The organism is Elioraea tepidiphila DSM 17972 (assembly GCF_000378465.1).
In the GTDB taxonomy this organism is placed as follows: Bacteria; Pseudomonadota; Alphaproteobacteria; order Acetobacterales; family Acetobacteraceae; genus Elioraea; species Elioraea tepidiphila.
Genome location: NZ_KB899928.1, coordinates 1 through 26140 on the forward strand (window position 1 = coordinate 1; position 26140 = coordinate 26140).

The 26140-nt window shown below is 69.7% G+C and carries 25 protein-coding genes; 17 read left to right on the forward strand and 8 right to left on the reverse strand.

What is annotated here, in order from left to right; translation table 11 throughout:
- A partial coding sequence (locus F563_RS22725; protein WP_019013729.1) for a transposase occupies positions 1-385 on the forward strand: 385 nt, incomplete at its 5' end.
- 166 nt (positions 386-551) lie between these two features.
- On the opposite strand, the gene F563_RS22730 is transcribed toward F563_RS22725, so the two are convergent.
- On the reverse strand, positions 552-1382 hold the full coding sequence (locus F563_RS22730) for a M14 family metallopeptidase (RefSeq protein ID WP_162140594.1): 831 nt from the start codon (positions 1380-1382) through the stop codon (positions 552-554).
- Positions 1383-1667: 285 nt separating this feature from the next.
- On the opposite strand from F563_RS22730, the gene F563_RS0114500 reads away from it, so the two are divergent.
- From F563_RS0114500 to F563_RS22735, 8 genes are read left to right on the forward strand one after another with little or no spacing between them, the layout of a single operon-like run.
- Positions 1668-3299 (forward strand): ABC transporter substrate-binding protein, encoded by a 1632-nt coding sequence (locus tag F563_RS0114500; RefSeq protein ID WP_162140595.1) that lies wholly within the window; start codon positions 1668-1670, stop codon positions 3297-3299.
- A gap of 5 nt (positions 3300-3304) precedes the next feature.
- On the forward strand, positions 3305-4165 hold the full coding sequence (locus tag F563_RS0114505; protein WP_019015403.1) for an alpha/beta hydrolase: 861 nt from the start codon (positions 3305-3307) through the stop codon (positions 4163-4165).
- Positions 4162-5430, forward strand: coding sequence for a pyridoxal phosphate-dependent decarboxylase family protein (locus F563_RS0114510; RefSeq protein ID WP_019015404.1), 1269 nt, complete (start codon positions 4162-4164; stop codon positions 5428-5430). The genes F563_RS0114505 and F563_RS0114510 overlap by 4 nt, the downstream gene beginning before the upstream one ends.
- A gap of 30 nt (positions 5431-5460) precedes the next feature.
- The gene (locus tag F563_RS0114515; RefSeq protein ID WP_019015405.1) at positions 5461-6492 is read left to right on the forward strand and encodes an amino acid ABC transporter substrate-binding protein; all 1032 of its coding nucleotides are present in this window, start codon (positions 5461-5463) and stop codon (positions 6490-6492) included.
- Between the two features lie 34 nt (positions 6493-6526).
- On the forward strand, positions 6527-7678 hold the full coding sequence (locus F563_RS0114520; RefSeq protein ID WP_019015406.1) for an amino acid ABC transporter permease: 1152 nt from the start codon (positions 6527-6529) through the stop codon (positions 7676-7678).
- On the forward strand, positions 7678-8790 hold the full coding sequence (locus F563_RS0114525; protein ID WP_019015407.1) for an amino acid ABC transporter permease: 1113 nt from the start codon (positions 7678-7680) through the stop codon (positions 8788-8790). The genes F563_RS0114520 and F563_RS0114525 overlap by 1 nt, the downstream gene beginning before the upstream one ends.
- Entirely contained in the window at positions 8787-9533 is a 747-nt protein-coding gene (locus F563_RS0114530) for an amino acid ABC transporter ATP-binding protein (protein ID WP_019015408.1), read from the forward strand. The genes F563_RS0114525 and F563_RS0114530 overlap by 4 nt, the downstream gene beginning before the upstream one ends.
- Positions 9530-10234, forward strand: a complete 705-nt coding sequence (locus tag F563_RS22735; protein ID WP_019015409.1) for a GntR family transcriptional regulator — start codon at positions 9530-9532, stop codon at positions 10232-10234. Before F563_RS0114530 ends, F563_RS22735 begins: the two co-directional genes overlap by 4 nt.
- A 214-nt stretch (positions 10235-10448) precedes the next feature.
- On the opposite strand, the gene F563_RS0114540 is transcribed toward F563_RS22735, so the two are convergent.
- Genes F563_RS0114540 through F563_RS0114570 form a run of 7 tightly spaced genes read right to left on the reverse strand, consistent with a single transcriptional unit; the run spans position 10449 to position 17057 of the window.
- Positions 10449-11435 (reverse strand): alcohol dehydrogenase catalytic domain-containing protein, encoded by a 987-nt coding sequence (locus tag F563_RS0114540; RefSeq protein WP_019015410.1) that lies wholly within the window; start codon positions 11433-11435, stop codon positions 10449-10451.
- An 11-nt stretch (positions 11436-11446) separates the two neighbouring features.
- On the reverse strand, positions 11447-12205 hold the full coding sequence (locus F563_RS0114545) for an SDR family NAD(P)-dependent oxidoreductase (RefSeq protein WP_019015411.1): 759 nt from the start codon (positions 12203-12205) through the stop codon (positions 11447-11449).
- A 7-nt stretch (positions 12206-12212) separates the two neighbouring features.
- Positions 12213-13526 (reverse strand): histidinol dehydrogenase, encoded by a 1314-nt coding sequence (gene hisD, locus F563_RS0114550; protein ID WP_019015412.1) that lies wholly within the window; start codon positions 13524-13526, stop codon positions 12213-12215.
- Positions 13527-13546: 20 nt separating this feature from the next.
- Positions 13547-14593: an ABC transporter substrate-binding protein gene (locus tag F563_RS0114555; protein WP_019015413.1), complete on the reverse strand. Its 1047-nt coding sequence runs from the start codon at positions 14591-14593 to the stop codon at positions 13547-13549.
- A 28-nt stretch (positions 14594-14621) separates the two neighbouring features.
- Positions 14622-15416 (reverse strand): ABC transporter ATP-binding protein, encoded by a 795-nt coding sequence (locus tag F563_RS0114560; protein WP_019015414.1) that lies wholly within the window; start codon positions 15414-15416, stop codon positions 14622-14624.
- A gap of 10 nt (positions 15417-15426) precedes the next feature.
- Positions 15427-16218 carry an ABC transporter permease gene (locus F563_RS0114565; protein ID WP_026299608.1) on the reverse strand — a complete coding sequence of 264 codons (792 nt, stop codon included), beginning with the start codon at positions 16216-16218 and terminating at the stop codon, positions 15427-15429.
- Complete coding sequence (locus F563_RS0114570) at positions 16215-17057, reverse strand: ABC transporter permease (RefSeq protein ID WP_019015416.1); 843 nt, start codon at positions 17055-17057, stop codon at positions 16215-16217. Before F563_RS0114570 ends, F563_RS0114565 begins: the two co-directional genes overlap by 4 nt.
- Positions 17058-17222: 165 nt before the next feature.
- On the opposite strand from F563_RS0114570, the gene F563_RS22740 reads away from it, so the two are divergent.
- The 8 genes from F563_RS22740 (at position 17223) to F563_RS0114610 (ending at position 26107) form a co-directional block, all read left to right on the forward strand.
- Complete coding sequence (locus F563_RS22740) at positions 17223-18305, forward strand: LacI family DNA-binding transcriptional regulator (RefSeq protein WP_019015417.1); 1083 nt, start codon at positions 17223-17225, stop codon at positions 18303-18305.
- 115 nt (positions 18306-18420) lie between these two features.
- Positions 18421-19635 carry an ABC transporter substrate-binding protein gene (locus F563_RS0114580; RefSeq protein WP_019015418.1) on the forward strand — a complete coding sequence of 405 codons (1215 nt, stop codon included), beginning with the start codon at positions 18421-18423 and terminating at the stop codon, positions 19633-19635.
- A 40-nt stretch (positions 19636-19675) separates the two neighbouring features.
- Entirely contained in the window at positions 19676-20788 is a 1113-nt protein-coding gene (locus F563_RS0114585; protein ID WP_019015419.1) for a TIGR03364 family FAD-dependent oxidoreductase, read from the forward strand.
- Positions 20785-21606 (forward strand): phosphonoacetaldehyde hydrolase, encoded by an 822-nt coding sequence (gene phnX, locus F563_RS0114590; protein WP_019015420.1) that lies wholly within the window; start codon positions 20785-20787, stop codon positions 21604-21606. Before F563_RS0114585 ends, phnX begins: the two co-directional genes overlap by 4 nt.
- Positions 21603-22154: an HD domain-containing protein gene (locus tag F563_RS0114595; protein ID WP_019015421.1), complete on the forward strand. Its 552-nt coding sequence runs from the start codon at positions 21603-21605 to the stop codon at positions 22152-22154. The genes phnX and F563_RS0114595 overlap by 4 nt, the downstream gene beginning before the upstream one ends.
- 118 nt (positions 22155-22272) lie before the next feature.
- Positions 22273-23289, forward strand: coding sequence for a putative 2-aminoethylphosphonate ABC transporter substrate-binding protein (locus F563_RS0114600; RefSeq protein WP_019015422.1), 1017 nt, complete (start codon positions 22273-22275; stop codon positions 23287-23289).
- Positions 23290-23294: 5 nt separating this feature from the next.
- Positions 23295-24416 (forward strand): putative 2-aminoethylphosphonate ABC transporter ATP-binding protein, encoded by a 1122-nt coding sequence (locus F563_RS0114605; protein WP_035575360.1) that lies wholly within the window; start codon positions 23295-23297, stop codon positions 24414-24416.
- Positions 24416-26107, forward strand: a complete 1692-nt coding sequence (locus tag F563_RS0114610; protein ID WP_019015424.1) for a putative 2-aminoethylphosphonate ABC transporter permease subunit — start codon at positions 24416-24418, stop codon at positions 26105-26107. The genes F563_RS0114605 and F563_RS0114610 overlap by 1 nt, the downstream gene beginning before the upstream one ends.
- Positions 26108-26140 lie beyond the last annotated feature (33 nt).

A 26140-nucleotide genomic window follows, 5' to 3' on the forward strand; every position in this document is an offset into this window, starting at 1 on the left:
AGCTTACGACAGCGCCGCCCGCCGCGAGGCGCTGGCCGAAGCCGGCATCGCCGATGGCATCATGCACCGCGGCCATGCGCGGCGTCCGCTCGCGCCCTGGCAACGCTGGATGAACCGTGCGCTTGCGCCGATCCGCGCCCAGGTCGAACGCAGCTTCGGCACGCTCAAGCGCAGCTATGGCTGGCGTCGGGTGCGCTATCGCGGCCTCGCTCGCAACGGCGCCCATCTTCACCTGCTCTGCACCGCCATGAACCTCCGCCGTGCCGAACGCCTCTCGCCTGACAGCAGAGCTGCCCCCGGAGACGCGCCATCAGCCCACCGAACGGCACGCAGCACCCCGCTCTCCGAAATCGCCACCCTCCCTCGCTGCAACCACAGCCAATGAAACCCGTTCCGCTGAGGCCTCCAAAGACGAGGGCGCGGCTCGTGGTCCCGCTGCGCGGCGATCGGCTGCATACGGCGTTCGGCTGCCGTGTCACACAGCCGGCGCCGGTCGGGCCGCCGATCCCCAGCCTGGTCAGCCTCGATCGCACACCGCCGAGGACCCCGCGCTACGAACCTGTGTCCCGCGCGATGCGAAGCATGACCGCGCCCGGCCTGGGCCTGGTAACCGGCATCACAAGCACGGCCGCGGGATAGGGTGTGCGGATCTCGCCGACACCGTCATGGCCGAGATAGGTGCCGGCTTCGGCGATCTCGACGATATCCGGCCACACGGATTCGAGTTCGGCGCCCGCACAGCGAGCGCGGAACGTATGCGTCACCGTCAGAACTCTTGGTGGCGCCACCGGCACCGACATGCCGAACGCGTGCGCCGTGCCGGCATCGATCGTCCCCACATGCGCCATCAGGTGCAGAGCGGCCCGGAGCGCATTGGCCCCGGTTTCCGCAACCCAGTGTTGGCCGCATTCCACCACCAGACCGACCCTCGTTCCATCTTCCGCGCCGAGCCCGCGCCAGTCGCGCAGCCGTCCGGCGCCGTCGTCGCGGATGACGAGCGGGGGCCAGCCGAGCGCGCACGCGAAGGCGACCTTGCGCGGCGGCCAGCCTGGCAGCGTCATCGGCGGCGAGGGCTGCTGCGTCGAATGCAGGTCGAGCAGGACGTCGACCGTTTCGATGAAGTGGCGCAGCTCCCGCGCACGATCCAGCTCGACGCCCGCCTCCGCCGCATCCAGATGCGCCTGCTGCCAGATCCGATTCATGTCGTGGTCGATATAGAAGGCCCGGTTCGGCGCAAACGGATCCCACCGCTGATGGGCGCGCCAGTTGTTGAACAGCAGCGAGAGCCGTCCGCGCCGCGGCCGCACACGCTCGCGCAGGAGCAGATCGAGCGCGTAGCTGCCGCAGATCTCCTCGCCATGGGTGAGCGCGACCAGGGCCACGTGGGGCCCTGGCTCCGTCGCCTCGAAGCTCCAGAGATACGGGATGCCGGTATTGCCCTCGGCCCAGCGGTCGATCGGTACCGGCGCGACCTCGATCGGGAAACCGTGGGGATAGGGCGGCGTGGGGTTGAACGGACGCGGATAGAAGGGCGAGTCGGGATTGCCGATATCGCTAAACGCAGCGGCTTGGGTGGCGTCGGTCTGGTGTTGCATGTGATCACATTACCGCCTAACCTCGTGGGCAACCAGAACGATCCGGCGCCGCCGGAGATGGAGATGTCCACGATGAGGCAGCGTCCCGAGTCGCCGAGCTCCACCCTCGCCCTGTCGCGCCGTTCCCTCGGGCGCGGAACGATCGCAGCCCTCGGCGGTGTCCTCGCCGCGCCGGCGATCCTGCGCGCCCAGCAGGGCGCGCCTTCCCGCGTGCTGACCATCGCCGCGGCGGCAGAGCCGACCTCGCTCGATCCCCATTTCCAGGACCACGACCCGACGATCAACCTGCAGCGGCACATCTACGAGTTCCTGGTCGGGCAGGGGCCGCGGATGGAACTGATCCCCGAACTCGCGGAGAGCTGGCGCGCGCGCGATCCGCTCACCTGGGAGTTCCGGCTGCGTCGGGGTGTCGTCTGGCATGACGGCGCGCCGTTCACGGCCGCCGACGTGATCGCCTCGTTCCGCCGTGTTCCGACGGTGGAGAACAGCCCGTCCTCCTTCGTGCCGTATCTGCGGCAGATCACCGCGATGGAGGCCGAGGACGCCCACACGCTGGTGCTGCGCACGGCCGCACCTTTCCCGTTGATGCCCAACTACATGGGCGCGGTGATGATCGTGCCGGCGCGGTTCGAGAGCACGAAGACCGCCGAATTCAACACCATGGCCGCGGCGATCGGCACCGGGCCGTATCGCGTCGTCGAGTATGCGCGCGGCCAGCGCATCGTGCTGGAGGCGAACCCGCATCATTGGGCCGGGCCGCCCCCCTACAAGCGCGTCGTCTTCCGCCCGATCACGGCCACCGGCTCGCGCGTTGCCGCGCTGCTCTCGGGCGATGTCGACCTGATCGAGCAGCCGCCGCCGGTGGACATCCCGGCGCTGCGCGCCAACCCGGCGATCCGCGTGTGGGAGAGCGTGGGCAACCGCATCGTCTATTTCGGCTTCGACTTCCACCGCGATCGCGCCGTCGGCGTGACCGGCCATGACGGCAGCCCGATTCCCAACCCGTTCCGCGACCTGCGCGTGCGCCAGGCCTTGAACCTCGCGATCAACCGCGAGGCGATCTGCAACAGGGTGATGGAGGGGCTCGCCTTCCCTGCCAACCAGATGGTCTCGGCCGGGGTGTTCGGCCACGATCCCGCAATCCCGGCGCCGGTGTTCGATCCCGACCGGGCGCGGCGCCTGCTCGCCGAGGCCGGGTATCCGAACGGCTTCCGCATGACCATCCACGGCACCTCCGACCGGCTCGTCAACGACGAGAAGGTGCTCCAGGCGCTCGCGCAGATGTTCGCGCGCATCGGTGTGCGCGCCGAGGTGGACGCGATGCTCTCCACCGCGTTCTTCCCGCGCGTCAACCGTCTCGAGTTCAGCTTCTTCTTCAACTCCTGGGGCGCGGGTTCGTCGGGCGGAGTGACGACGATCCGCACCGCGCTCGCCACCTATGACGATGCCAAGGGTATGGGGCGGGGCAATCGCGGCCGGTACTCCAATCCCGAGGTCGATCGGCGCATCCACGCGGCGCTGGAGACGCTGGACGATGGGGAACGCGAGCGGCTCATCCGCGAGGCGACCGCGCTCGCCATGGCCGACGTCGCCGTGATTCCGACCCATTGGACCATGAACCTCTGGGCCAGCCGGGCCAACGTCGTCTATCAGCCGCGGGTGGACGGGTTCACGCTGGCAACGAAGATGCGCCCGACGGCCTGACGCCGATGCTGGCGCATGCGCGGCGACCACGGTTCATCGCGCGGTATGACACGGGCGTCACGCCCTATTGGGCGTCGCAGGCCGAGCCGCGCGTCGGCTACCGGCTGTGCGTACCGGCGGACTACAAGCCGGCAGGCACGTCGCGCCATCCTTTGCTCGTGTCGCTGCATGGCTCCATGCGCGAGGATCACGCCGAACCGTTCCGGAACCTGGTCGAGGCGACCGGCGCGATCGTCCTGGCGCCGGTCTTTCCCGGTGGGCTCGCGATTCCCGACGACCTCGATGCCTACAAGTTCCTCCGCTTCAAGGACTTTGCCTGCGATCACCTGCTATTCGCGATGATCGCCGAGGTCGCGGCCAAGTACCGGCTGGAGGGCAACGGCGTGCCGTTCACCATGTTCGGTTTCTCCGGCGGGGCGCAGTTCACGCACCGTTTCCTCTACCTCCATCCGAATCGGCTGCGGGCGGTTTCGCTCGCGGCGCCGGGCCTCGTGACCCTGCTCGACGATCGGCTCCCGTGGTGGGTCGGCACGGGCGGCATGGCGGAGGCGTTCGGAACCGATGCGATCGACCGCGGCGCGATCGCGCGCGTGCCCGTGCAGATCGTGGTCGGTGCGCTCGATGACGATCCGGCCGAGATCACGATCCGCGAAGGTGCCCATGACTGGATGCCCGGGATCAATGACGCCGGTCGCACGCGACTCGAACGCGCCACTGCGCTCGCCGCCAGCCTGCGCCGTGCCGGCGTGACCGTGCACCACGAGCTCGTTCCCGGTGCCGGACATGACCACCTCGCGCTGATCCCGGCCGCGATGCCGTTTCTCGCCGCCATGCTTTCCCGAACCCAGCAGGAGACCTCCGCATGACCGCAGGCCCGAGACGCTCCATCCCCGCGACGGGCCGACCGTGGGAGGATCTCAAGGCCGAGCTCGAGGCCGCGAAGAAGGACGACTTCTCGTGGCGCGAGGGGAGGATGGCGCTCTACTTCTACTATCTCAACGAGGAGGTGAAGCGCGTCCAGCAGGAGGCCTATCTCAGCTACTGGACCGAGAACGCGATGGGCCAGCGCGCGTTTCCCAGCATGAAGAAGCTGGAGGACGAGGTGATCGCAATGGGCCTCGACCTGCTGCACGCTCCGCCCGAGGCCACCGCGACCTTCACCTCGGGCGGCACCGAGAGCATCCTGCTCGCGATCAAGACCGCGCGTGACTGGGCGCGCGCCACCAAGGGCATCACCGAACCGAACATGGTGCTGCCGCGCACGGCGCACCCGGCGTTCGACCGTGCGGCCGAGTATTTCGGCGTGCGCGCGATCCGCGTGCCGACCACGCGCAACGACTTCCGGGCGGATGTCGCGGCCATGGCCGAGCGCATCGACCGCGATACGATCCTGCTGCTGGGCAGCGCGCCGAACTACCCCTTCGGTGTGTTCGACCCGATCCGCGAGATCGCGGCCCTCGCGGAGGAGCGGGGGCTCTGGATGCATGTCGATGCCTGCGTCGGTGGCTTCCTCGCCCCGTTCGTGCGGCGGCTCGGCTACGACATTCCCGACTTCGACTTCGTCATCCCCGGCGTCACCTCGATCTCCGCCGATCTGCACAAGTATGGCTACGCGCCCAAGGGCGCATCGCTGATGCTGCTGCGTGACCGTGCGCTGCAACAGCACCAGACCTTCACCTTCAGCGGCTGGGAGCGGGGTACCTACGCTTCGAACACGGTGCAAGGTACGCGCGCCGGGGGCGCGGTCGCGGCCGCCTGGGCGGTGATGAACTATCTCGGCCAGGACGGCTACACGCACTGGGCGCGCGTGATCATGGATACGGTGGAGACGCTGACGCGCGGGATCAACGCGATCCCGGGCCTTGCGGTGCTGGAGCCGCATGAGCTCTGCATCTTCGTCTATCGCTCGACCGATCCTGCACTCGATATCGGCCTGGTCGCCGAGGCGATGACGCGGCGGGACTGGTTTGTCGGACGCCAGGCCGAGCCGCCGGGCATTCATCTGCATCTCAACCCGGTGCATGCCGAGACGGCGGAGCTCTATCTCGCCGATCTCGCGGCATCGGTCGCCGAGGTTCGCGAGGCTGGCGCGCGCGCGCGCGCGGCCCAGCCTGCCGGACAGACCTACTGACAAGAACCCAACGGGAGAGGGAGAACGGAGATGTTGCGCAGGACCGCATTGGCCGCGGCCGCACTGCTTGGCCTCGGCGCGGCCGGGGACGCGATGGCCCAGGCCGCACCCGACCAGCTCAAGACGATCCGCGACCGTGGCGTGTTCCGCTGCGGCGTGTACGAGAACGTCCCGGGGCTCTCGGCGCTCGATGCCCAGGGCAACCGGGTGGGCTTCGACGTCGACTACTGCCGGGCCATGGCGGCCGCGGTGCTCGGTGACGGCAGCAAGGTCGAGTTCCGCACCATGACGCTCGCCCAGGGCATCCCGGCGCTGAAATCGGGCGAGGTGGACATGATCGCGCTGGCGCTCACCTACACGATCCAGCGTGACACGGAGCTCGGCCTCGATTTCGTCGGGCCGACCCTCTACTCCGGCCACGCCTTCATGGTGCACAAGCGTTCAGGCGCGACCAAGCTCGCCGACCTGAACGGGGCGACGATCTGCCTGGTGGCGGGTGGCATCACCGACACCTTGATCTCGGACTACTTCCGCGCGCGGAACATGACCTTCCGGCCCGTGGCGATCGAGAACACGACGCAGATGTACGCGCTCTACGAGGAGGGGCGCTGCGACGTGGTGACCTCCGAGGTGCCGTTCCTCGGGATGCGCCGGTCGCGGCTGCGCAACCCGGCCGACCACCTGATCCTGCCGGAGATGTTCGCCAAGTCGCACATGGGTCCGGTGGTGCGCGATGACGACCGCGCCTACAGCCACGTCGCGCGCTGGGTGCACTTCGCGCTGGTGAACGCCGAGGAGATGGGCATCACCCGCGAGAACGTCGCCAGGATGGCATCGGAGAGCCGCGATCCTGCGATCCGGCGCTTCCTCGGCGTGGAGGGCGAGATCGGCATCAAGATGGGACTCGCCAATGACTGGACGCAGAAGGTGATCGCCGCGGTCGGCAACTACGGCGAGATCTTCGACCGCCACTACGGCGCGCAGTCGGTGATCAAGCTGCCGCGCGGGCTGAACGCGCTCGCCTTCGACGGCGGGCTGCAATGGTCCCCCACCTGGCGGTGATGTCGCCGAAGCCCGCTCGGCGCGCGCTCGCGCGATGAGCGGGCTTGCGACGCTCTGGCTTCGCCCCGGCGTGCGCGCTGCCGTCTGGCAGGCACTCGCCGCGGCGGCCGTGCTCGCCGCCCTGCTGTGGGTTGCCGGCAACATCGCCGGCAACGTTGCCCGTCGCGGTCTCGACATCGATTTCGGCTTCCTCGCCGGGCGAGCGAGCTTCGAGTTCGGCGAGAACCTGATCGGCTACCGTCCGGGCGACACCTTCCTCACGGCGTTCCTGGCGGGGCTGGCCAACACGGTCCTGGTCGCCGTACTGGGGATCGTGCTCACCACCATGGTCGCGACGCTGCTGGCGCTCGCACGCCTGTCGCGGAACCGGCTGCTCTCGCGCCTCGCCTGGATCTGGATCGAGGCGGTGCGCAACACGCCGCTGCTGCTCCAGCTTCTGTTCTGGCACCAGCTGACGATCCGGACCCTGCCCGCACCTCGCCAGGCGTGGGAGCTGCTGCCTGGAACGTTCCTGTCCAACCGGGGTTTGGTGTTCCCCGCCCTGTACTGGCAGCCCGCCATGGGACTCGCGCTCGCGGCCCTGGCTGTCGCGATTCTAGCAGCGGTGATGCTGAGACGGTTGGCGCTTGCGCGCGGCGACGGTCCGGCACTCCGCACGGGCGCACCGCTGCTGCTGGCGCTTGGCGCACCCGCGGTCCTGTTTGCCGCAGCGGCCGAGCCGCTCCACGGAAGCGTGCCCGCGCTGCGCGGCTTCAACTTCCAGGGCAGCATCGCGGTGAGTCCGGAGTTCGTCGCGCTGCTGCTCGCCCTGGTCGTCTATCAGGCCGGCTTCATGGCCGAGACGATCCGCTCAGGGATCCTCGGCGTGCCGAAGGGACAGGTCGAGGCCGCTGCCTCGCTCGGGCTCAGTCGGCTGCAGCAGCTTCGCCGGGTCGTCTTCCCGCAGGCGCTCTGGATCATCGTGCCGCCGGTGACCAGCCAGTATCTGAGCCTCACCAAGAACTCCTCACTCGCCGTGGCGATCGGCTATCCGGATCTGGTACGCGTCTCGCAGGTGACGATCGCCGACACGGGTCGGGCGATCGAATGCATCACCATCCTGCTGCTGGTCTATCTCTCGCTGTCGCTGTTCACGGCGTTCCTGATGAACCTGTACAACCGCTACCTCATGCGGCGGCGGGGCTGATGGCAGCCGGTCTCGCCGCGGCCGCCTCGCTGCCCCGGCCGCCGCCGGTGCTTGCGCGCCGACGCTTCGGTTTCGCCGCCGGGCTGTTCGACACCTGGCCGAACGCGCTCGTGACGCTGCTGCTCGTGTGGTTGCTGATCCGCATCGGCATCGCGATGTGGGACTGGGCGATCGTCCGCGGCGTATGGGAGGCGGAGACCGCCGAGCAGTGCGCGCGCACCGGCGGGATGTGCTGGGCGTTCCTGGCCGATCGCTGGCGGCTGATCCTGTTCGGTCCGTATCCCTACGCACAGCAGTGGCGGCCGGCGCTTGCGATGGTGCTGTTCGCGCTGCTGCTCGGCGCGTCGCTGGCGCCGGCGCTCTGGGCGGAGCGGCGCAGCCGCCTCGCACTCGGGATCGCGTGGCCCGTGACGATCGCGGCGATCGCCGCGCTACTCTGGGGTGGCGTGCTCGGCCTTCCGGCCGTCCCGTCGCGGCTCTGGGGCGGGCTGCCCCTGACCATGATCCTCGCCTCGGTCGGTGTGTCGGGCGCCTTCGTGCTGGCGATCCTGCTCGCACTCGGACGCCGGTCGGACATGCCCGTGATCCGCGCGATCTGCACCGGCTTCATCGAGTTCTTCCGCGGCGTACCGCTGGTCGCGCTGCTGTTCCTCGCCTCGGTGCTGTTTCCCTATTTCGTGCCGCCCGACTGGACCATGGACGTGCTGCTGCGCGCGCAGATCGCGTTCGCGCTGTTCTTCGCCGCCTACATGGCCGAGGCGATCCGCGGCGGATTGCAGGCGATCCCGCGCGGCCAGTACGCCGCCTGCGAGAGCCTCGGGCTCACCTACTGGCAGGCGCAGCGGCGCATCATCCTGCCGCAGGCGCTGCGCACCGTGATCCCCTCGCTGGTCAACATCTTCATCGCCGCGTTCAAGGACACTTCGCTGGTCGTCATCATCTCGATGATCGACCTGCTCGGCGCGGCCAATGCCTCGACTGCCGAGGCCAAGTGGTGGGGCCTCTACATCGAACCCTATCTGTTCGTGGCGTTGATCTATCTCGCGATCTGCGCGGTGATGTCGGCCTACAGCCGCGGGCTCGAGCGCCGGCTCGGACTCGGCGAGCGATGAGCCCGGTCGTCACCATGCGCGCGGTGAACAAGCGCTACGGCCCGCTCACGGTGCTCGATCGCGTCTCGCTGGAAGTTGCGCGTGGCGAACGCATCGTCGTCTGCGGGCCTTCCGGGTCGGGCAAATCCACGCTTGTCTCCTGCATCAACGGCCTCGTGGATCATGACGAGGGTCGCATCGTCGTGGACGGGATCGAGGTCAGCCGTGCCGCCGGCACGCTGCCCGCCGTGCGCAAGCGCGTCGCGATGGTGTTCCAGCAGTTCAACCTGTTCCCGCATCTGACTGCGCTCGAGAACTGCACGGTCGGGCCGGAGCTCGCGCTCGGCATCGGCAAGGCCGAGGCGCGCGCAAGCGCGATGGCGCTGCTCGAACGGGTGCGTATCCCGGAACAGGCGCACAAATACCCGGCCCAGCTCTCCGGCGGGCAGCAGCAGCGCGTGGCGATCGCGCGCGCGCTGGCGATGCGCCCGCAGGTGATGCTGTTCGACGAGCCGACCTCGGCGCTCGACCCGGAAATGATCCGCGAGGTGCTGGACGTGATGGTCGAACTGGCGGATACCGGCATGACCATGATCGTCGTCACGCATGAGATGGGGTTTGCGCGCGAGGTCGCGCATCGCATCCTGTTCATGGATTTCGGCCGCGTGCTGCAGGACGCGCCCCCCGAGCGCTTCTTCGCCGCCCCGGCGACCGACCGTGCGCGCGAGTTCCTCTCCCACATTCTCCGCAAGGATGCCGCATGAGCCGGCGCGCCTATGCGGTCTTCACCGCGGTCGAGCACACGACGCTGCGCGATCACGCCTATGCGCGGCTGCGCGAGGCGCTGATGACGGGACGATTCGATCCGGGCGAGCATTTGACCATCCGAGGTCTGGCCGCCGCGTTCGGCGTCTCGCCGACGCCGATCCGCGAGGCGGTCGGCCGGCTTGCGGCCGAGGGGGCGATCGAGGCCGAGCCGAACAAGTGGATGCGCGTGCCCCGGCTGTCGGCGGAGGAGTTGCGGGAGTTGCGCGACATCCGCGTCGCCCTGGAGGGCCTCGCGACCGAGCGCGCGGCCGGGCTGATCACGCCCGCGGAACTGGCCGAGGTGAAGCGCTACGATGCCGAGATCGTCGCGCTGCGTCCGGCTGGCGACTGGAAGGCGATGATGCCCTGGATCAACCGGCTGCATTTCGCGATCTACCGCGCCTCGCGCATGCCGGCGCTGGTGCGGATGATCGAGGGGCTGTGGCTGCGTGCGGCTCCGCAGGCGACGCGCCTGTTCCCGGGCTACACGCAGACCGAACGCGGCACGTTGCGGGCGGCGACCATCCGTGCGCTCGCGCGCCACGACGCGGCCTCGGCACGGCGCAGCATGGAGGCGGATGTCGGCAACGCACTCGACTATCTCATCGGGCTTGCCGAGGCGGAGGAGGCTGCGCAGGCGGCAACGCAGGCGCCGTGACGGTCGAGCGCTGATCCGATGCCGGCTTCAGGACAGACGGCACGTTGCGCATGGTCCGGATGTGTTCTGGAGCGGTGGCCGGTGTCGGTCGCAGCGTGCCGAGGTGATTCAGCCGAGATCCACGACGCAGAACATGGAACCCGGGGCCGTCGTTCACGCTGCAACGCTCATCGCAGGCTTCAGGTGGTGCCCATCGAACCGTCACGACCGCGGGTCATGAATGCGGGCGGAGCAGGATCTTGGGCGCCGATGCGCGTCCCGAGGCGAGCTCTGCGAAGGCAGCCGCGCCGTCGGAAAGCGGCCGTTCGTCCACCCAGGCGAGGTCGCCAAGCGTGCCATCGGCCAGCGCGGTGAGGGCCGCGACCAGGTCGGCGCGCGTGTAGCAGTAGCTGCCGAGCACGGCGACCTCCTGGAGCGTCATGCGCCGCGCATCGAAGCCACCCTCGTTGTCCTGGAGTCCGATATGCAGCAGCACCCCGCCTGATGCGACGGCGGCACTTGCCATGCGGCGCGTGACCGTACTGCCCACCGCATCGAACACGAGATCGAAGCTGCCGTCCTCCGGCGGCGCGGTCCGTGGATCGAACGGATCGGCGGCCTCGGCGCGAAGGACCGTGGCGCGCCGTCCTGCACCGGTCTCGGCCAGCCGTATTCCGCGCACGCCCCAGGCGCGCAGATAGAGCGCGGCGAGCAGCCCGATCGCGCCGCCGCCGATCACCAGCGTGCGCGCTTCGGCGATCGGGCGAGCGAGGGCGCGCGCGGACAGATGCAGCGCATGCAGCACGCAGGCGGCAGGCTCGGTGAGTGCTGCGGCAATGTCGGAGGCGTGGTCCGGCACCGCGATCAGGTTCGTCTCCGGCACGGCCACACTCTCGGCGAAGCAGCCAGGGAACTGCATCCCGAGCATCCTGCGCTCGGGGCAGAGATGTGTCCTCCCCTCGGCGCAGCGCGCGCAGCGGCCGCAGGGGATCAGCGGGTTGATGACGACGCGGCGCCCATCGGGCAGGCGACCGACCGCCTCGTGGCCGAGGATCAAGGGCGGAACCCGGCGCGGATCGTGGCCGTGATAGGCGTGCAGGTCGCTGCCGCAAATCCCGGCCGCATCCACCTGCACGATCCTGTCGGCGGCAGCGCTCGCCGTCGCCTCCGGCACCTCGCGCAGCGCCAGGGAGTCCGCACCGAGATAGACCAAGGCCCTCATCGATCGCCCGTTCATTTCGCGGTGAAGCCACCATCGACGAACAGCACCTGTCCGGTGATGTAGTCGGAGGCCGGCGAGCAGAGGAAGATGGCCGCGCCTTTCAGATCGTCCAATTTCCCGTTGCGGCCCAGGCAGGTTGCCGCGGCGAGACGATCCGCCCGGTCGGCATCGGCGAATACCGGGCCGGTCAGCGCCGTCGGGAAGAAGCCCGGCGCGATGGCGTTGCAGGTGACGCCGAACCGACCCCAGGCCTCGGCCATGGCACGCGTGAGCTGCGCCACGCCACCCTTTGCCGCGCCGTAGGGGATGCTGTCCGGCATCGCGCGCACCGACTGGAGCGAGGCGATCGTCAGGATACGGCCCCAGCCGCGCTCCCGCATCGCCGGCAGCAGATGCCGCGACAGGAAGAACGGCGCAGCGAGCATGGACTCGAGCTGCGCGTCCCAGGCCTCCGCCGTGACCTGATCCCAGGACTGACGCGCGTTGAGACCGGCGGCGTGGACGACGATGTCCGGCGGACCAAAAGGCGCGACGGCATCCGCGGCGAGCGTTGTGAGCCCCCGCCGATCGGCGACATCGCCTGCAACGGCGGCGGCGCGGCCGCCGAGTGCCTCTGCCGCCTCGGCCAGCACGTCCTCGCGCCGCCCGACCAGCACCACGGCAGCGCCCGCCTCGTGCAAGGCCTCGGCGATCGCGCGGCCGATGCCGGAACCGCCGCCGGTGACGAGTGCGACGCGTCCATCCAACCGAAACCGGTCCAGCACCGCCACGACGGTCTCAGACCTCGACCGGCCGGCCAAGCGGGAGGTTGTGGCCGGGGAAATACTTGGCGAGCCGAAGATCGGCCGTGCGCGCATGCGCCTCCATGCCCTCGAGCCGCGAGATGCGGGACGTCAACTCGGCCAGCCGCTTCGCGCCCTCGCGCGTTGCCTCCTGCCAGGTGAGCGGCTTGAGGAACTTGTGCACCGAGAGCCCGGCCGAGTAGCGCGCAGCCGCCTTGGTGGGCAGCACATGGTTCGGCCCGCTGCACTTGTCGCCGAACGCGACGGTGGTCTCCTCGCCCAGGAACAGGCTGCCGTAGTTCACCAGCCGGTCGCGCCACCAGTCGAGATCCGCGCACTGCACCTCAAGGTGCTCGCTCGCGTAGTCGTCGGAGATCTGCGCCGCCTCCTCGCGGTCGTCGCAGACCACGACCTCACCGTAGTCGCGCCAGGCTGCTGCCGCCGCCTCGCGCGCGGTGGGGGGCAACGCGGCGATCAGTTCCGGCACGCGCGCCATCACGCGCTCGGCAAGGCCGCGATCGAGCGCGATCAGCCAGGCCGGGCTCTCGTGGCCGTGCTCGGCCTGGCCGACGAGATCGGCAGCGACGACCTCGGCATCCGCGGTCGCATCGGCGATGATCGCGATCTCGGAAGGTCCGGCGAACACGTCGATGCCGACCCGGCCGAACAGAAGCCGTTTGGCTTCCGCGACGAACTTGTTGCCGGGGCCGACGATCACGTCGGCACGTCGTCCCGAGAACAGCCCGAAGGCGAGCGAGGCGATCGCCTGCGCCCCGCCGAGGGTGAGGATCGTATCGGCACCCGCCCGATGCATGGCATAGAGCACCAGCGGATGGATCGGCCCGCCGCGATAGGGCGCCGAGGCTGCGACCACATGCGCCACACCCGCTGCCTTGGCCGTGGCGATGCCCATGTAGGCGCTCGCGATATGGGCATAGCGCCCGGTCGGCACATAGGCGCCCACACAGGAGACGGGGACGAGCCGTTGCCCGGCGCGCACTCCCGGCGCGACCTCGATCGCGAAGTCGCGAATGCTGTCGCGCTGCGCTTCCGCAAAGCGCCGCACATGCGCGATCGCGGCATCGATATCCGCGCGCGTTTCGGCCGGAACGGAAGCGGCGACCTGCGCCGCCTCCTCCGCCGGCACAACGATCGGTCCGTCCCAGGCGTCCAGCCGGCGTGCGTAGTCGCGCGCGGCCGCCTCGCCGCCCGCCTCGACCGTGGCGATGATCTCGGCGGCGACCGTGCGTGCCACCTCCTCGTTGCTCGCCGCGGTCTTGGCCGCGCGCTTCAGCCAGGTCGCCGCCATGGTTCGGACCTTCCCTCGCCTCAGCGGTTCTCGGCGAAGGCACGCAGCCGCGCATCGGCCGCGATCCGCTTCAGCACCTCGTCGGTGACGAAGCTTGCGGGCTCCGGTGCCTGCTGGAGTGTGCCGGTCGAGACGAGATACTCGCCGAGGCTGGTGAGCCAGCCATCCACCGTCGAACGGCCACCGGCACGATCGAACAGCCGGAGCTGTTCCTCGAGCGTGAAGGTCGGCCGGGTGTCGATCTCGGTGGCGAGATAGCGGTCGTCGAGCGTCACACCGCCCTGCACGTAGAACCGACGCATCAGCGCGATCGTCTCGTCGCGATTGGCGCGCTGCCACGCGATCGACCGCAGATAGACCGCGAGGAAGGCGGCCGCACGGTCGGGATGCTCGCGCACCCAGTCGGCGCGCGCGACGATCGCGCCGGGCACGGTCGCGCCGGCCTGCTTGCCGTCGCAGATGACCTCGCCCTGGGCGCGCTCCTGCAGCGTGTAGATGTTGGGCGCCCAGACCCCGGCGAGCAGCCCATTGCCGGCGGTGAAGGCGGAGATGATCTGCGCCTGGCCGAGATTGACCAGCGTGACGTCGCGGCGCGTCAGGCCCCAGGACTGGAGGCAGGCGAGGGCGGCGTACTCGCCCGTGCTGTTGGTGGTGAGCAGGATCTGCTGGCCCCTGAGCACCTGGGGGTTGGCACGGATGCGCTCGAGGTCCGCGCGGCGGGCGACCAGCGCGTTGCCGCGGCTCTCGTCGTTGGTGATGCCGATCGTAAGCATACCGAAACGCTGCGCACCGAGCACGGCCGGGGCGGAGCCGGTGCCGCCCGCATCCCACGCGCGCGCGGCGAGGGCCGCGACCTGCGGCGCCCCGGCCGCGAAGGTCGAGAACTCCGGCGCGAGCCCGACCTCGCGCCACCATCCCTTTTCGGATGCGATGAAGAACGGCACGGCCCAGTAGAGCGAGGGCTGGTAGGACACCTTGATCGGCGCGGTCGCCTGCGCCGCGACCGGGGCGGGCGGGGCGGCAAGAAGGGTCGCCGCGGTCGCGGCCAGAAGCGTTCGGCGGATCATGGTTTCTCTCCCTGTCGGTGTTGGCGGTTCAGTCGTCGGGGCGGATCTGGTCGCGCAGCAGGCGCCAGACCTGGGTGCGCAGATGGGTGAACGACGCCAGGTCCATCACCTGGTCGATCGGGCGGGAATCCCAGTCCTCGGCCTCGCGGGTCGGCCGGATGTCGATGATCTCGCGCAGCCGTCCGGGATCGCGCGCGAGCACCACGACGCGGTCGGCGAGATACACGGCCTCGTCCACCGCATGGGTGATGAACAGCACCGTGCGCGGCTCCTTGCGTGTAAGCCGCACGAGCTCCTCCTGCATGACCGTGCGCGTCTGCGCATCGAGCGCGCCGAAGGGCTCGTCCATCAGCAGCACGTCGGGCTCGATCGCGTAGGAGCGCGCGATCGCCACGCGCTGCTGCATCCCGCCCGAGAGCTGGTGCGGGAAGCGGTCCTCGGTCCCTTCCATCGACATCAGCTTCAGGTAGTGCGCGACGATCTCGTCCTGGCGCGCGCGCGGCACGCCCTTGCAGCGCAGCCCGAAGGCGATGTTCTCGCGCACGGTCTTCCACGGAAACAGCGCGAATTGCTGGAACACCACCGCGCGGTCGGGGCCGGGGGCCGTGACTTCGCGCCCACCGACCCGCACGCTCCCTTCGCTCGGATGATCGAGCCCCGCGGCCATGCGCATCAGCGTGGTCTTGCCGCTTCCCGATGGCCCCACGACGGCGACGAACTCGCGCTCGGCGACCGCCAGGCTGACATCGCGGATCGCGACGAACGGCGTGCCCGAGCGGGTCGGGAACGATTTCGTCACGTTGTCGAAGCGGATATCCTTCATGCGCCCCCCCTCAGGCCTGGCCCCAGCGGGACTTCACGAGCCGCTCGGCGCGGCGCAGGGCGACGTCGATCGCGAGCCCGATCACGCCGACCGAAAGCATGCCCGCCATGACGATGGCGGGGGCGAGATTGCTCTGCGCCTGCACCATCACGTAGCCGATGCCCGCCGAGGCGACGATCAGCTCGGCGCCGACCAGCGACTGCCAGGCGAGCCCGGCGGAGACACGGAGGCCCGCGACGATCGACGGCAGCGCGCCGGGCAGCAGCACCTCGGCCATGATGCGGAAGCCCCCCGCGCCGAGCGTCTGCGCCGCCTCGACGAGCCGCACCTCCACCAGCTTGGCGCCGCGATAGGCGTTGATGAGGCAGGGCGGGAAGGCGCCGGCGAAGATCACCATCACCGGCCCGCCGATGCCGGTGCCGAACCACAGGGCCGCGAACGGCACCCAGGCGAGCGGGGCGATGAAGCGCAGCGCCTCGAAGATCGGCGAGACGATGTCGTCGAGCAGCCGGAACCGGCCCATCGCGAGGCCGAGCGGCACGCCGATCGCGGCGGCGAGGCCGAAGCCCATGGCGAAGCGGCCGAGGCTCGCGACGATGTGCTGGAGCAGGGTGTGGCCGGCGAAGGGCTCGAAGGCGAGCTGCCACGCGGTGCCGATCACGGCGATCGGCGAGGGCAGGGTCTGTGGCGAGACCGCGCCCGACATCGCGAGCAGCTGCCAGCCGCCGAAGAACAGCACGGCGCCGGCGACCGAGAGCAGCATGAGCTCGCGCGGGTGCGGCGCGCGGTCGGCGATCGTCATGAACGCCACGGAATCAGCCTCCGTTCGGCAACCGCGACGAGGCGGGTGGTGAGCGCGCCGAGCACGCCGACCGCGAGCATCGCCACCGCGATCATCGGCGGGTTGATGTCGCGATAGGCGGCATCGAGCACACGGCCGAGGCCGAAAAAGGCACCGACGAGCTCGGCGGCGACCAGCGTGGTCCACGACGCCTGGAGCGAGAGCCGGAGCCCCGTGAACATCATCGGCAGGCTGCCCGGGATGATCACCTCCCACAGCAGGCGGAGTTCGCCCGCGCCATGCACCCGCGCGGCGGCGATCAGTGTGCGGTCGACGCCGCGTACGCCGGTCCAGGTATTGATCACGGAGGGCACGAAGGCAGCGAACCAGATCACCAGGATCTTCGCCGCATCGCCGAGGCCGAGCCAGACGATCGCGAGCGGGATCCAGGCAAGCGGCGGGATCGGGCGGACCAGCAGGAAGGCGGGGTTCAGCAGCGCCTCCGCGCGGTGCGAGACGCCCATCAGCAGGCCGAGCGGCACCCCCGTCGCGATCGCGACCAGGAAGCCCATGATGACGAGGCGGGTGCTGTACCAGGCCTGGGTGATGAGCGTGCCGCCCGCGTAGCCGTCGATTGCGATCTGCACGAAGGCGGCCCAGAACTCCGCGGGTGCGGGGAAGCGGTGCGGGCCGATCACGCCGGTGATGTCGGTCAGCAGCCACCAGAGCGCGAAGGTGCCGATCAGGCTCGCGAGCCCGATCCGGACGCGACGGCTGATCCGCCATCCGGGCGAACGCCGCGCGGCCGCACCGGGGCGGATGGTGGCGTTGGTCGGTTCTGCCTGTGGCAGGCCGTGCACCGGTTCGTTCCCTCCCCGCCGGCCCTTTTTTTGGGCCGGCATTCTGAAAGCGGTTACATTCTTCGGTGGTGGATAGGCTTCTGTCAACACCGAATGAACGCCAACACTGGCTTCAGACCGGAGTGTTTTCTCGCCAGAGGCGATGAAATCGATTACAATTCCTGGATGCGCGATGCCGCCGTGACGATCCGCGACGTTGCCCAGGCCGCCGGCGTCTCCGTGGCCACGGTCAGCCGCGTGTTCAACCGGCCCGATCTCGTCACCGCCGCATTGCGCGCGCGCGTGCTCACCACCGCCGAGCGGCTCGGCTATGTCGCCTACGGCGCGGCGCGCGCGCTTGCCTCCGGGCGCAGCCGCGCCATCGGTGCGATCGTGCCGACGCTCGACAACCAGGTGTTCGCCGTCTGCATCGATGCGTTGCAACAACGGCTCGATGCGCACGGCTTCGCGCTCCTGGTCGCCTCGGCCGGATACGACGCCGCGCGCGAGACCCGCGAGGTGCGGCTGCTGCTCGAGCGGGGCATCGACGGCCTGATGCTGGTCGGCGCCGAGCACCCGCCGGCGGTGTGGGCATTGCTTGGCCGCCGCGCGCCCGCCGTGCCCGCGGTCGTGACCTGGACGAGCGCGGCCGCGGACATTCCCGTGCCCTGCATCGGCTTCGACAATGCTGCCGCTGCGCGCCGCATCGTCGCGCATCTGCTCGAACTCGGCCATCGCCGCATCGCCATGGTGGCCGGGCCGACCGTCGGCAATGACCGCGCCGCGGCGCGGGTCGCGGGCGTCCGCGCCGCACTCGCAGCGTCCGGCCTCACCCTCGCACCACCCTATCTCTCCGAGCGCCCCTACACCGTTCCGGACGGGCATGCCGCAGCCCTGGCGCTGCTCTCCTTGCCGGACCCGCCGACCGCGATCGTCTGCGGAAACGATCATCTGGCGCTCGGCGCGCTTGCCGGTGCGCGGGCACTTGGCCTTTCGGTGCCGCGCGACCTCTCGATCACCGGCTTCGATGACCTCGATTTCGCCGCCTATGCCGAACCGCCTCTCACCACCGTGCGGGTTCCGGCGGCGGAGATGGGGCAGCGGGCCGCGGAGTATCTCGCTGCGGCCGCCATCGGCCCGGCACCTCTGCTCGGAACCGTGCTGGAGGCACCCGTGATGCTGCGCGCGTCGACGGCTCGGCCGCCCTCGCGCCTGCCTGCAGCCCTGCGGCCGCCGCGCTGCGATCGTCCGGCATCGGCTCTGCGCTGAGGGGGCGGCACCTGTGACCGCGCCGGTCAGCGCGATGTCGGTGGAGATCGAACCGCGTGACGGAGTGCGCTAGAGTGCCGCCGCCAACGGGGAAGAGGACACAGGAGGGACACCGATGACGCGAACCACCCGACGGTCCGTGCTGCTCGGTACCGCGGGCGCGCTCGCCGCGCCCGCGCTGATCCGCGCGCAGGGCACCCAGCCGATCCGCATCGGCGAGATCAACAGCTACACCGCCTTGCCCGCCTTCACCTTGCCTTACCGCAACGGTTGGCAGCTTCGCGTCGAGGAGATCAACGCGGCAGGTGGCGTGCTCGGCCGGCCGCTGGAGGTCGTGTGGCGCGACGATGCCGGGCGGCCGCAGGACGCTGTGCGTCTCGCGGGTGAACTGCTCGACAATGAGCGGGTCGATCTGATCGCGGGGACGTTCTTCAGCCATGTCGGACTCGCGGTCGCGGATTTCGCCGCGCAGCGTCGGCGTCTGTTCGTCGCCTCCGAGCCGTTGACCGACCAGCTCGTCTGGGAGAAGGGCAACGCCTACACGTTCCGGTTGCGTCCCAGCACCTACATGCAGGCGGCGATGCTGGTCGAGGAGGCGGCCAAGCTGCCGGCGAAGCGCTGGGTCACGGTCTCCCCCAACTATGAGTACGGCCAGTCGGCGGTGAAGTGGTTCAAGCAGCTGTTGTCGGCGAAGCGACCGGATGTGGAGTTCGTCGCCGAACAGTGGCCCGCGCTCGGGCGGATCGACGCCGGCGCGACCGTGACCGCGCTGGCACAGGCGCGGCCCGAGGCCATCTACAACGTCACCTTCGGTCCGGACCTGACGAACTTCGTGCGGCAGGGCAATACGCGCGGGCTGTTCGAGCGGCGCAGCGTGGTCAGCCTGCTGACCGGCGAGCCCGAGTATCTCGATCCGCTGGCGGACGAGACGCCGGAGGGCTGGATCGTCACCGGCTATCCGTGGGACCAGGTCAACACACCGGAGCACGTGGCGTTCCGCACCGCCTATCAGCGCCGCTTCAACGACTATCCGCGGCTCGGCACCGTCGTGGGCTACGACACGATCACGGCGATCGCCGAGTGCATCAAGCGGGCGGGATCGACCGAGACCGAGCGGATGGTGGCGGCGATGAGGGATCTGCCCTTCGGCTCGCCCTTCGGGCGCTGCGTGTTCCGGGGGATCGACCACCAGTCCACGCTCGGCGCCTTCGTCGGCAAGACGGCGTTGCGCAACAACAAGGGCACGATGGTGGACTGGCGCTACGCCGACGGCGCCAACTACCTGCCGCCGGACGACGAGGTGCGGAGGATGCGCCCGCAGGCCGCGTGAGGCCTGTGCGACCGCTCGGTCTCATCGACCGCCTCGGTTGATGCAGTTCGTCGTCGTCGGTGCCGGCATCGTCGGCCTTGCGCACGCGCTGGCGGCCGCGCGTGCGGGGCTTGCGGTCACGGTCATCGACCGCGAGGCGCGCGCCAATGGCGCCTCGATCCGGAATTTCGGCTTCGTCACGGTCACCGGCCAGCAGGCCGGTGACACGTGGCGGCGGGCCCGGCGGTCGCGCGAGATCTGGGCCGAGGTCTCGGAAGCCGCCGGCATTCCGGTGCTGCATCGTGGGCTGTTGATGGCTGCCCGTCGGCCGGAGGCGCGCGCGGTGATCGAGGAGTTCGCCCGTGGGCCGATGGGGGAGGGTTGTCGGGTGCTGGCACCGGAAGAGCTTCCACCGCCGTTGCGGCACGGCCTGGCGGCGGCGCTGTACTCGCCGCACGAACTGCGCGTCGAGCCGCGCGAGGCCCTGCCCCGCCTGGCCGCTTGGCTGGAGGCGCATCACGGCGTCCGCTTTCTCTGGCGGACGCATGTGCGGGCGGTGGAGCCTGGCCGCGTGGATACGACCCGCGGCCCGATCCCGGCGGACCGTGTCGTCGTCTGCCCGGGCAATGACTTCCTGTCGCTGTTCCCCGAGGCGATCGCCGCGCATCGTCCGGTCCGTTGCAAGCTGTCGATGCTGCGCCTCTCCGACCCGGGCTGGCGGCTGCCGGCGGCGGTGATGAGCGACCTCGGGCTCGTGCGCTATCTCGGCTATGCGGGCGCGTCGTCGCTGCCAGTCCTGCGGACGCGCCTTGACGCCGAGCAGTCCGGGCAACTCGCGCACGGCGTCCACCTGATCGTCGTGCAGTCGGCCGACGGCACGCTCGTCGTTGGCGATTCGCATCACTACGGCGACACGCCCGATCCGTTCCTGGCCGCGGAAACCGAGGCCCTGATCCTTGAAGAGGCCCGCGCGGTGCTGCAGTTTCCCACCGCGCCAAGGGTGATCGAGCGCTGGGTCGGCGAGTATCCCTCCGCCGCGGTGCCCGCGTTCATCGCCGCACCGACACCGGAGAGTCGCGTCGTCATGGTCACCTCGGGCACCGGCATGAGCACGGCCTTCGCACTCGCCGAGGAAACGCTTGCCTCCTTCGGCCTTGCGACGGTGCCGGCATGACCCGCCCGGCCTATCGCGGCCCGCTCCGGGCCGTGGTGTTCGATTGGGCCGGCACTGTGATCGATCACGGCAGCCGTGCCCCGATGGGAGCCTTCGTACGCGCCTTCGCCGAGTTCGGTGTCGCGATCTCGATCGCGGATGCGCGCGGCCCGATGGGGCTGCCGAAATGGGATCACATCATGGCGGTCGGCCGGCTGGCGCACGTCTCCGCAGCGTGGCAGGCCCGGCACGGCCACGCCTTTGGTCCCGGTGATGCCGACCGCATCTTCTCGGTGTTCGAGCCGATGACGGTCGCTGCCGTCCGCGATCATGCCGACATGATCCCCGGTGCGGTCGCGGCGGTCGCCGCCTGTCGCGCGCGCGGCCTCGCGATCGGCAGCACCACCGGCTACACCCGCCCGATCCTGCGGGAGCTGGCGCCGCTCGCTGCCGCGCACGGCTATGCACCCGACTGCCTCGTCTGCGCCGGCGACCTCGCCGCCGGCCGGCCGACACCGCTGATGATGTATCGCTGCTTTGCCGATCTCGGCGTATTTCCGCCCGAGGCCGTGGTGAAGGTGGATGACACCGCGCCGGGCATCGCCGAGGGACTCGCGGCCGGCACCTGGACGGTCGGCGTGGCGCTGACCGGCAACGAGACGGGTCTCTCGGCCGAGGAACTCGCCGCACTCGACGAGTCGGCGCGTCACCCGATCCGCGCGCGTGCGTCGTCTGTCCTGCGTGCCGCCGGCGCGCATTGGGTGATCGACTCGGTGGCCGATCTGCCCCAGCTTCTGCCGGAGATCGAGTCGCGGCTGGAACGGGGAGAGACGCCATGAGCGCGATCGTGGAGGCGGTTCTGGACGTGCTCGGCGGCGAGGCGGGGGCCGCCCATTACGGCGAAGGCGTGAGCCAGCGCGAGCACGCCCTCCAGGCGGCGTGGCTCGCGGAGTGCGAGGGGGCACCGGCCGTGCTGATCGCCGCTGCGCTGATGCACGATATCGGCCATCTGCTGCACGGCCTGCCGCAGGACATCGCCGAGCATGGGATCGACGGCCACCACGAGGATGTCGGCGCGGCGTGGCTCGCGCGGCATTTCCTGCCCGTGGCGGTCGCGCCGGCGCGCCTGCATGTCGCGGCGAAGCGTTACCTGGTCGCCACCGAACCCGATTACGCCGCAACGCTCTCGCCTGCGTCGGTGCGGAGCCTCGCGTTGCAGGGGGGGCCGATGAGCGCCGAGGAGATCACCACCTTCCGCGCGCTGCCCGGTGCCGCCGAAGCCGTGGCCCTGCGCCGCTGGGACGATGCCGCCAAGGTGGTGGGGCTGGCCACGCCCCCGCTCTCGCGCTGGCGGCCGCATCTGCGGGCGGCGCTGCGCGCCGCGTGAACGTCACTGAACGGCAACACAACCGTCACGCTTCTGTCGCGAGGCGCATGGGATGTTCCGGCACCGGCGGGGCGGGGACCTCGTCGGATCGGCAACGATCAACGCTGGGGACCGTCACATGCGCCGACTGCTGCTTGCCGCTGCCTGCATGCTCGCCTTCACTGCCTCGGCCGAGGCGCAGCGGACGCGGCTGACCGTCTACACCGCCTTCGAGAACGATCAGCTCCCGGTGTTCAAGCAGGCGGCCGAGCGTGCGGTGCCGGGGATCGAGGTGGTGTGGGTGCGTGACAGCACCGGCATCGTCACCACGCGCCTGCTGGCCGAGAAGGACAACCCGCGCGCCGACGTGATCTGGGGTCTCTCCGCGTTCAGCCTGATCCGGCTCGAGGCCGAAAACATGCTCGAGCCCTATACGCCGAAGGATGCCGAGGCGCTGCGGCCGCAGTTCCGCAGCGACCGCAACCCCATGACCTGGGTCGGCCTCGATGCGTTCGTGGCCGCGGTCTGCTTCAACACCGTGGTCGCGCAGCAGCGCAACCTGCCCAGGCCCGCGACCTGGAACGATCTGCTCAACCCCGCCTATCGCGGCCTGATCGCGATGCCGAACCCGGCCTCCTCCGGCACCGGGCTGCTGACGGTCGCCGGCTGGCTCGGCACCAAGGGCGAGGCGCCGGCCTGGGACTTCATGACGCGGCTGCACGACAACATCGCCGTCTACACCCATTCCGGCAGCGCGCCCTGCAATAACGCCGCACGCGGCGAGTACGCGATCGGCATCACCTTCGACATGCGCGCGGTGGCACTCAGGAACCAGGGCGCGCCGATCGACATCATCGTGCCGTCCGACGGCGTGGGATTCGATCTCGAGGCCGCGGCGATCCATCGTGGCACGCGCAACCTCGACGCCGCCAAGCGGCTGATGGACTTCGCGGTCTCGAAGGAGGCGATGGAGCTCTACGGCCGCTACTACGCGCTGCTCGGCCGCGCCGATGTGCAGCCGACGGTGCAGAACTATCCGCCGGAGTTCTCGCAGCGCCTCGCGGATGTCGACTTCGCCGCGGTCGCCGCCAATCGCGACCGCATCCTCGCCGAATGGGGCCGGCGCTTCGACGGCAAGTCCGCACCGCGCAACTGACGCGCGTGGATACGCCTGTCGCCCCGCAGATCGCCATCCCGGCCGCCGGAAGCACCGCGGCGGCCGAGCCCTATCTGACCGTTGAACGGGTCACCAAGCGGTTCGGTGCCTTCGTGGCGCTCGACGATGTGTCTCTCACCGTCGGCCGCGGCGAGTTCGTCTGCTTCCTCGGCCCCTCCGGTTGCGGCAAGACCACGCTTCTGCGTGCGATCGCGGGGCTCGATCCGCAGGATGAGGGGCGCATCGTGCAGGCCGGGCGCGACATTTCCGCCCTGCCGCCCTCGGCGCGTGATTTCGGCATCGTGTTCCAGTCCTACGCATTGTTCCCGAACATGACGGTGAGCGCGAATATCGGCTACGGCCTGGTTTCGCTCGGCCGCAAGCGCAACGAGATCGAAGCGCGTGTGCGGGAGCTCCTCGCACTGGTCGGGCTCGCCGACCAGGCCTGGAAGTATCCTGCGCAGCTCTCGGGTGGTCAGCAGCAGCGAGTCGCGCTCGTGCGCGCGATCGCGATGGATCCCGGACTGCTGCTGCTCGACGAGCCGCTCTCGGCCCTCGATGCCCTGGTGCGCGCGCATCTGCGCGAGGAGATCAAGGCGCTGCAACGGCGTCTCGGCATCACCACCATCATGGTCACGCACGACCAGGAGGAGGCGCTCTCCATCGCCGACCGCGTGGTGGTGATGAACCGCGGACGGATCGAGCAGGTCGGCCCGCCGGACGCCGTCTATCGCCATCCCGAAACTCTGTTCGTTGCGGGGTTCGTCGGGCGGATGAACGCGCTGCCCGGTGTGGTCGGTGAGCGCGGCACAATCCGCGTCGGCGAGGTGCGCATCGCCGCCGATGCGGGCAACCACCTGACCCCAGGTACGCCGGTTCAGATCTGCCTGCGGCCGGAGGATCTGCTGCCCGACGACGGCACGCATGCCGGCACGCGCCTCACCGCGACCGTGCGCGGCATCGAGTATCTCGGCTCCATTGCCCGCGCTGCCCTGGACGCTCAGGGCCTGCCGCTTGTCGTGGAGGTGCAGGACACGGCCCTGCGCCGGCTGCAACTGCGCCCCGGCGCCGCGATCGAGGTGGTCGTGCCGCCCGACCGGGTCTTGCTGTTCCCCCGGGACGCCTGATGGCGGTGGCCGCGGCCCTGCCGGTCCGGCGCGTCTGGTCCGGCGATGACCGGCTGCTCGCCGCAGGGGTCGTGCTCGCGGGACTGTTCCTCGCCGTCGCCCTCGTGCTGCCGCTCGGCACGCTGTTCCTCAAGAGTTTCGAGGACCAGCAGGGGCGGTTCGTCGGCCTCGCCAACTATGTTCGGTACATCGAGACCCCAGCTCTTGCGGGCAGCCTATGGAACAGCCTCTGGACGGCGGGCCTGACCATGGTGATCGTCGTGCCAGCGGCGTTCGTGTTCGCCTATGCGCTCACGCGCAGCGCGATGCCGGGCAGGGGGCTGTTCCGCGCCATCGCGCTGATCCCGATCCTGGCGCCCAGCCTCCTGCCTGCATTGGCGCTCATCTATCTCTTCGGCAATCAGGGATTCCTGCGCTCCTGGCTGTTCGGCGGCACCATCTACGGACCGCTCGGCATCATCATCTCGCAGGTGTTCTACACCTTCCCGCATGCTCTGCTGATCCTGGCGACCGCGCTCTCCGGCACCGACGCGCGGCTTTACGAGGCGGCCGAGGCGCTTCGCGCCTCGCGTATCCGGGTGATGCGCACGGTCACCCTGCCGACCGCGCGCTACGGCATGGTTTCGGCCAGCTTCGTCGTGTTCACGCTGGTGATCACCGATTTCGGCATCCCCAAGGTGATCGGCGGCTCGTTCAGCGTGCTTGCGACCGAGGTCTACAAACAGGTCGTCGGGCAGCAGAACTTCCAGATGGGCGCCGTGGTTGGCGTGGTGCTGATGATCCCCGCGATCCTTGCCTTCGGCGCCGATCAGTGGGCGCAGCGTCGCCAGGTCGCCGTGGTCGGTGCGCGCGCTGTGCCCTATGTCCCGAAGCAGCGGCCGGAGCGCGACTGGCCATTGTTCGCGTTCTGCGTGCTGGTCTCGGCCCTGCTGCTGAGCCTTGTCGGCATCGCCGCCTGGGGCAGCCTGATCACGTTCTGGCCCTGGAACCTCTCGCTGACCCTGAACAACTACGCCTTCGGCAACTTCATCAGCGCCGGCTGGGGCAGCTGGGTCAACAGCGTGCAGCTGGCGTTCTGGACCGCGCTGATCGGCGCGCCGCTGGTGTTCGCCTTCGCCTATGCGATGGATCGGGTCAGGGTGCTTGGCCCATTGAGCGACATCGTGCGCTTCATCGCCGTGATTCCGCTCGCCGTGCCCGGGCTGGTGCTCGGCATCGCCTACATCTTCTTCTTCAATGCACCGGGGAATCCGCTCGGGTTCCTCTACGGCACGCTCGGCATCCTGGTCCTCAATTCGCTCGTTCACTTCTATACCGTCGGGCACCTGGCCAGCATGACGCAGTTGAAGAGCCTCGATCCCGAGTTCGAGTCGGTCTCAGCGAGCCTGAAGGTGCCGATCTGGCGCACCTTCGCCGTGGTGACGGTGCCGATGTCGCTGCCGGTGATCCTCGATGTTGCGATCTATCTGTTCGTGAATGCGATGACGACGGTGTCGGCGGTGGTGTTCCTCTATTCGCCGCACACGATGCCCGCCTCGGTCGCGGTGGTGCAGATGGATGAGGCGGGATTCGCCAGCGCCGCCGCCGCGATGGCGACCGTGATCCTGCTGACCTCGGCTGCGGTGAAGGGCCTGCATGTCCGGCTCGACCAGGTGCTGACGCGCCGCACGCAGGCGTGGCGGCGACGCTGATGCTCTGAGCGATCGGCAGCGCCGGCAGCCGCC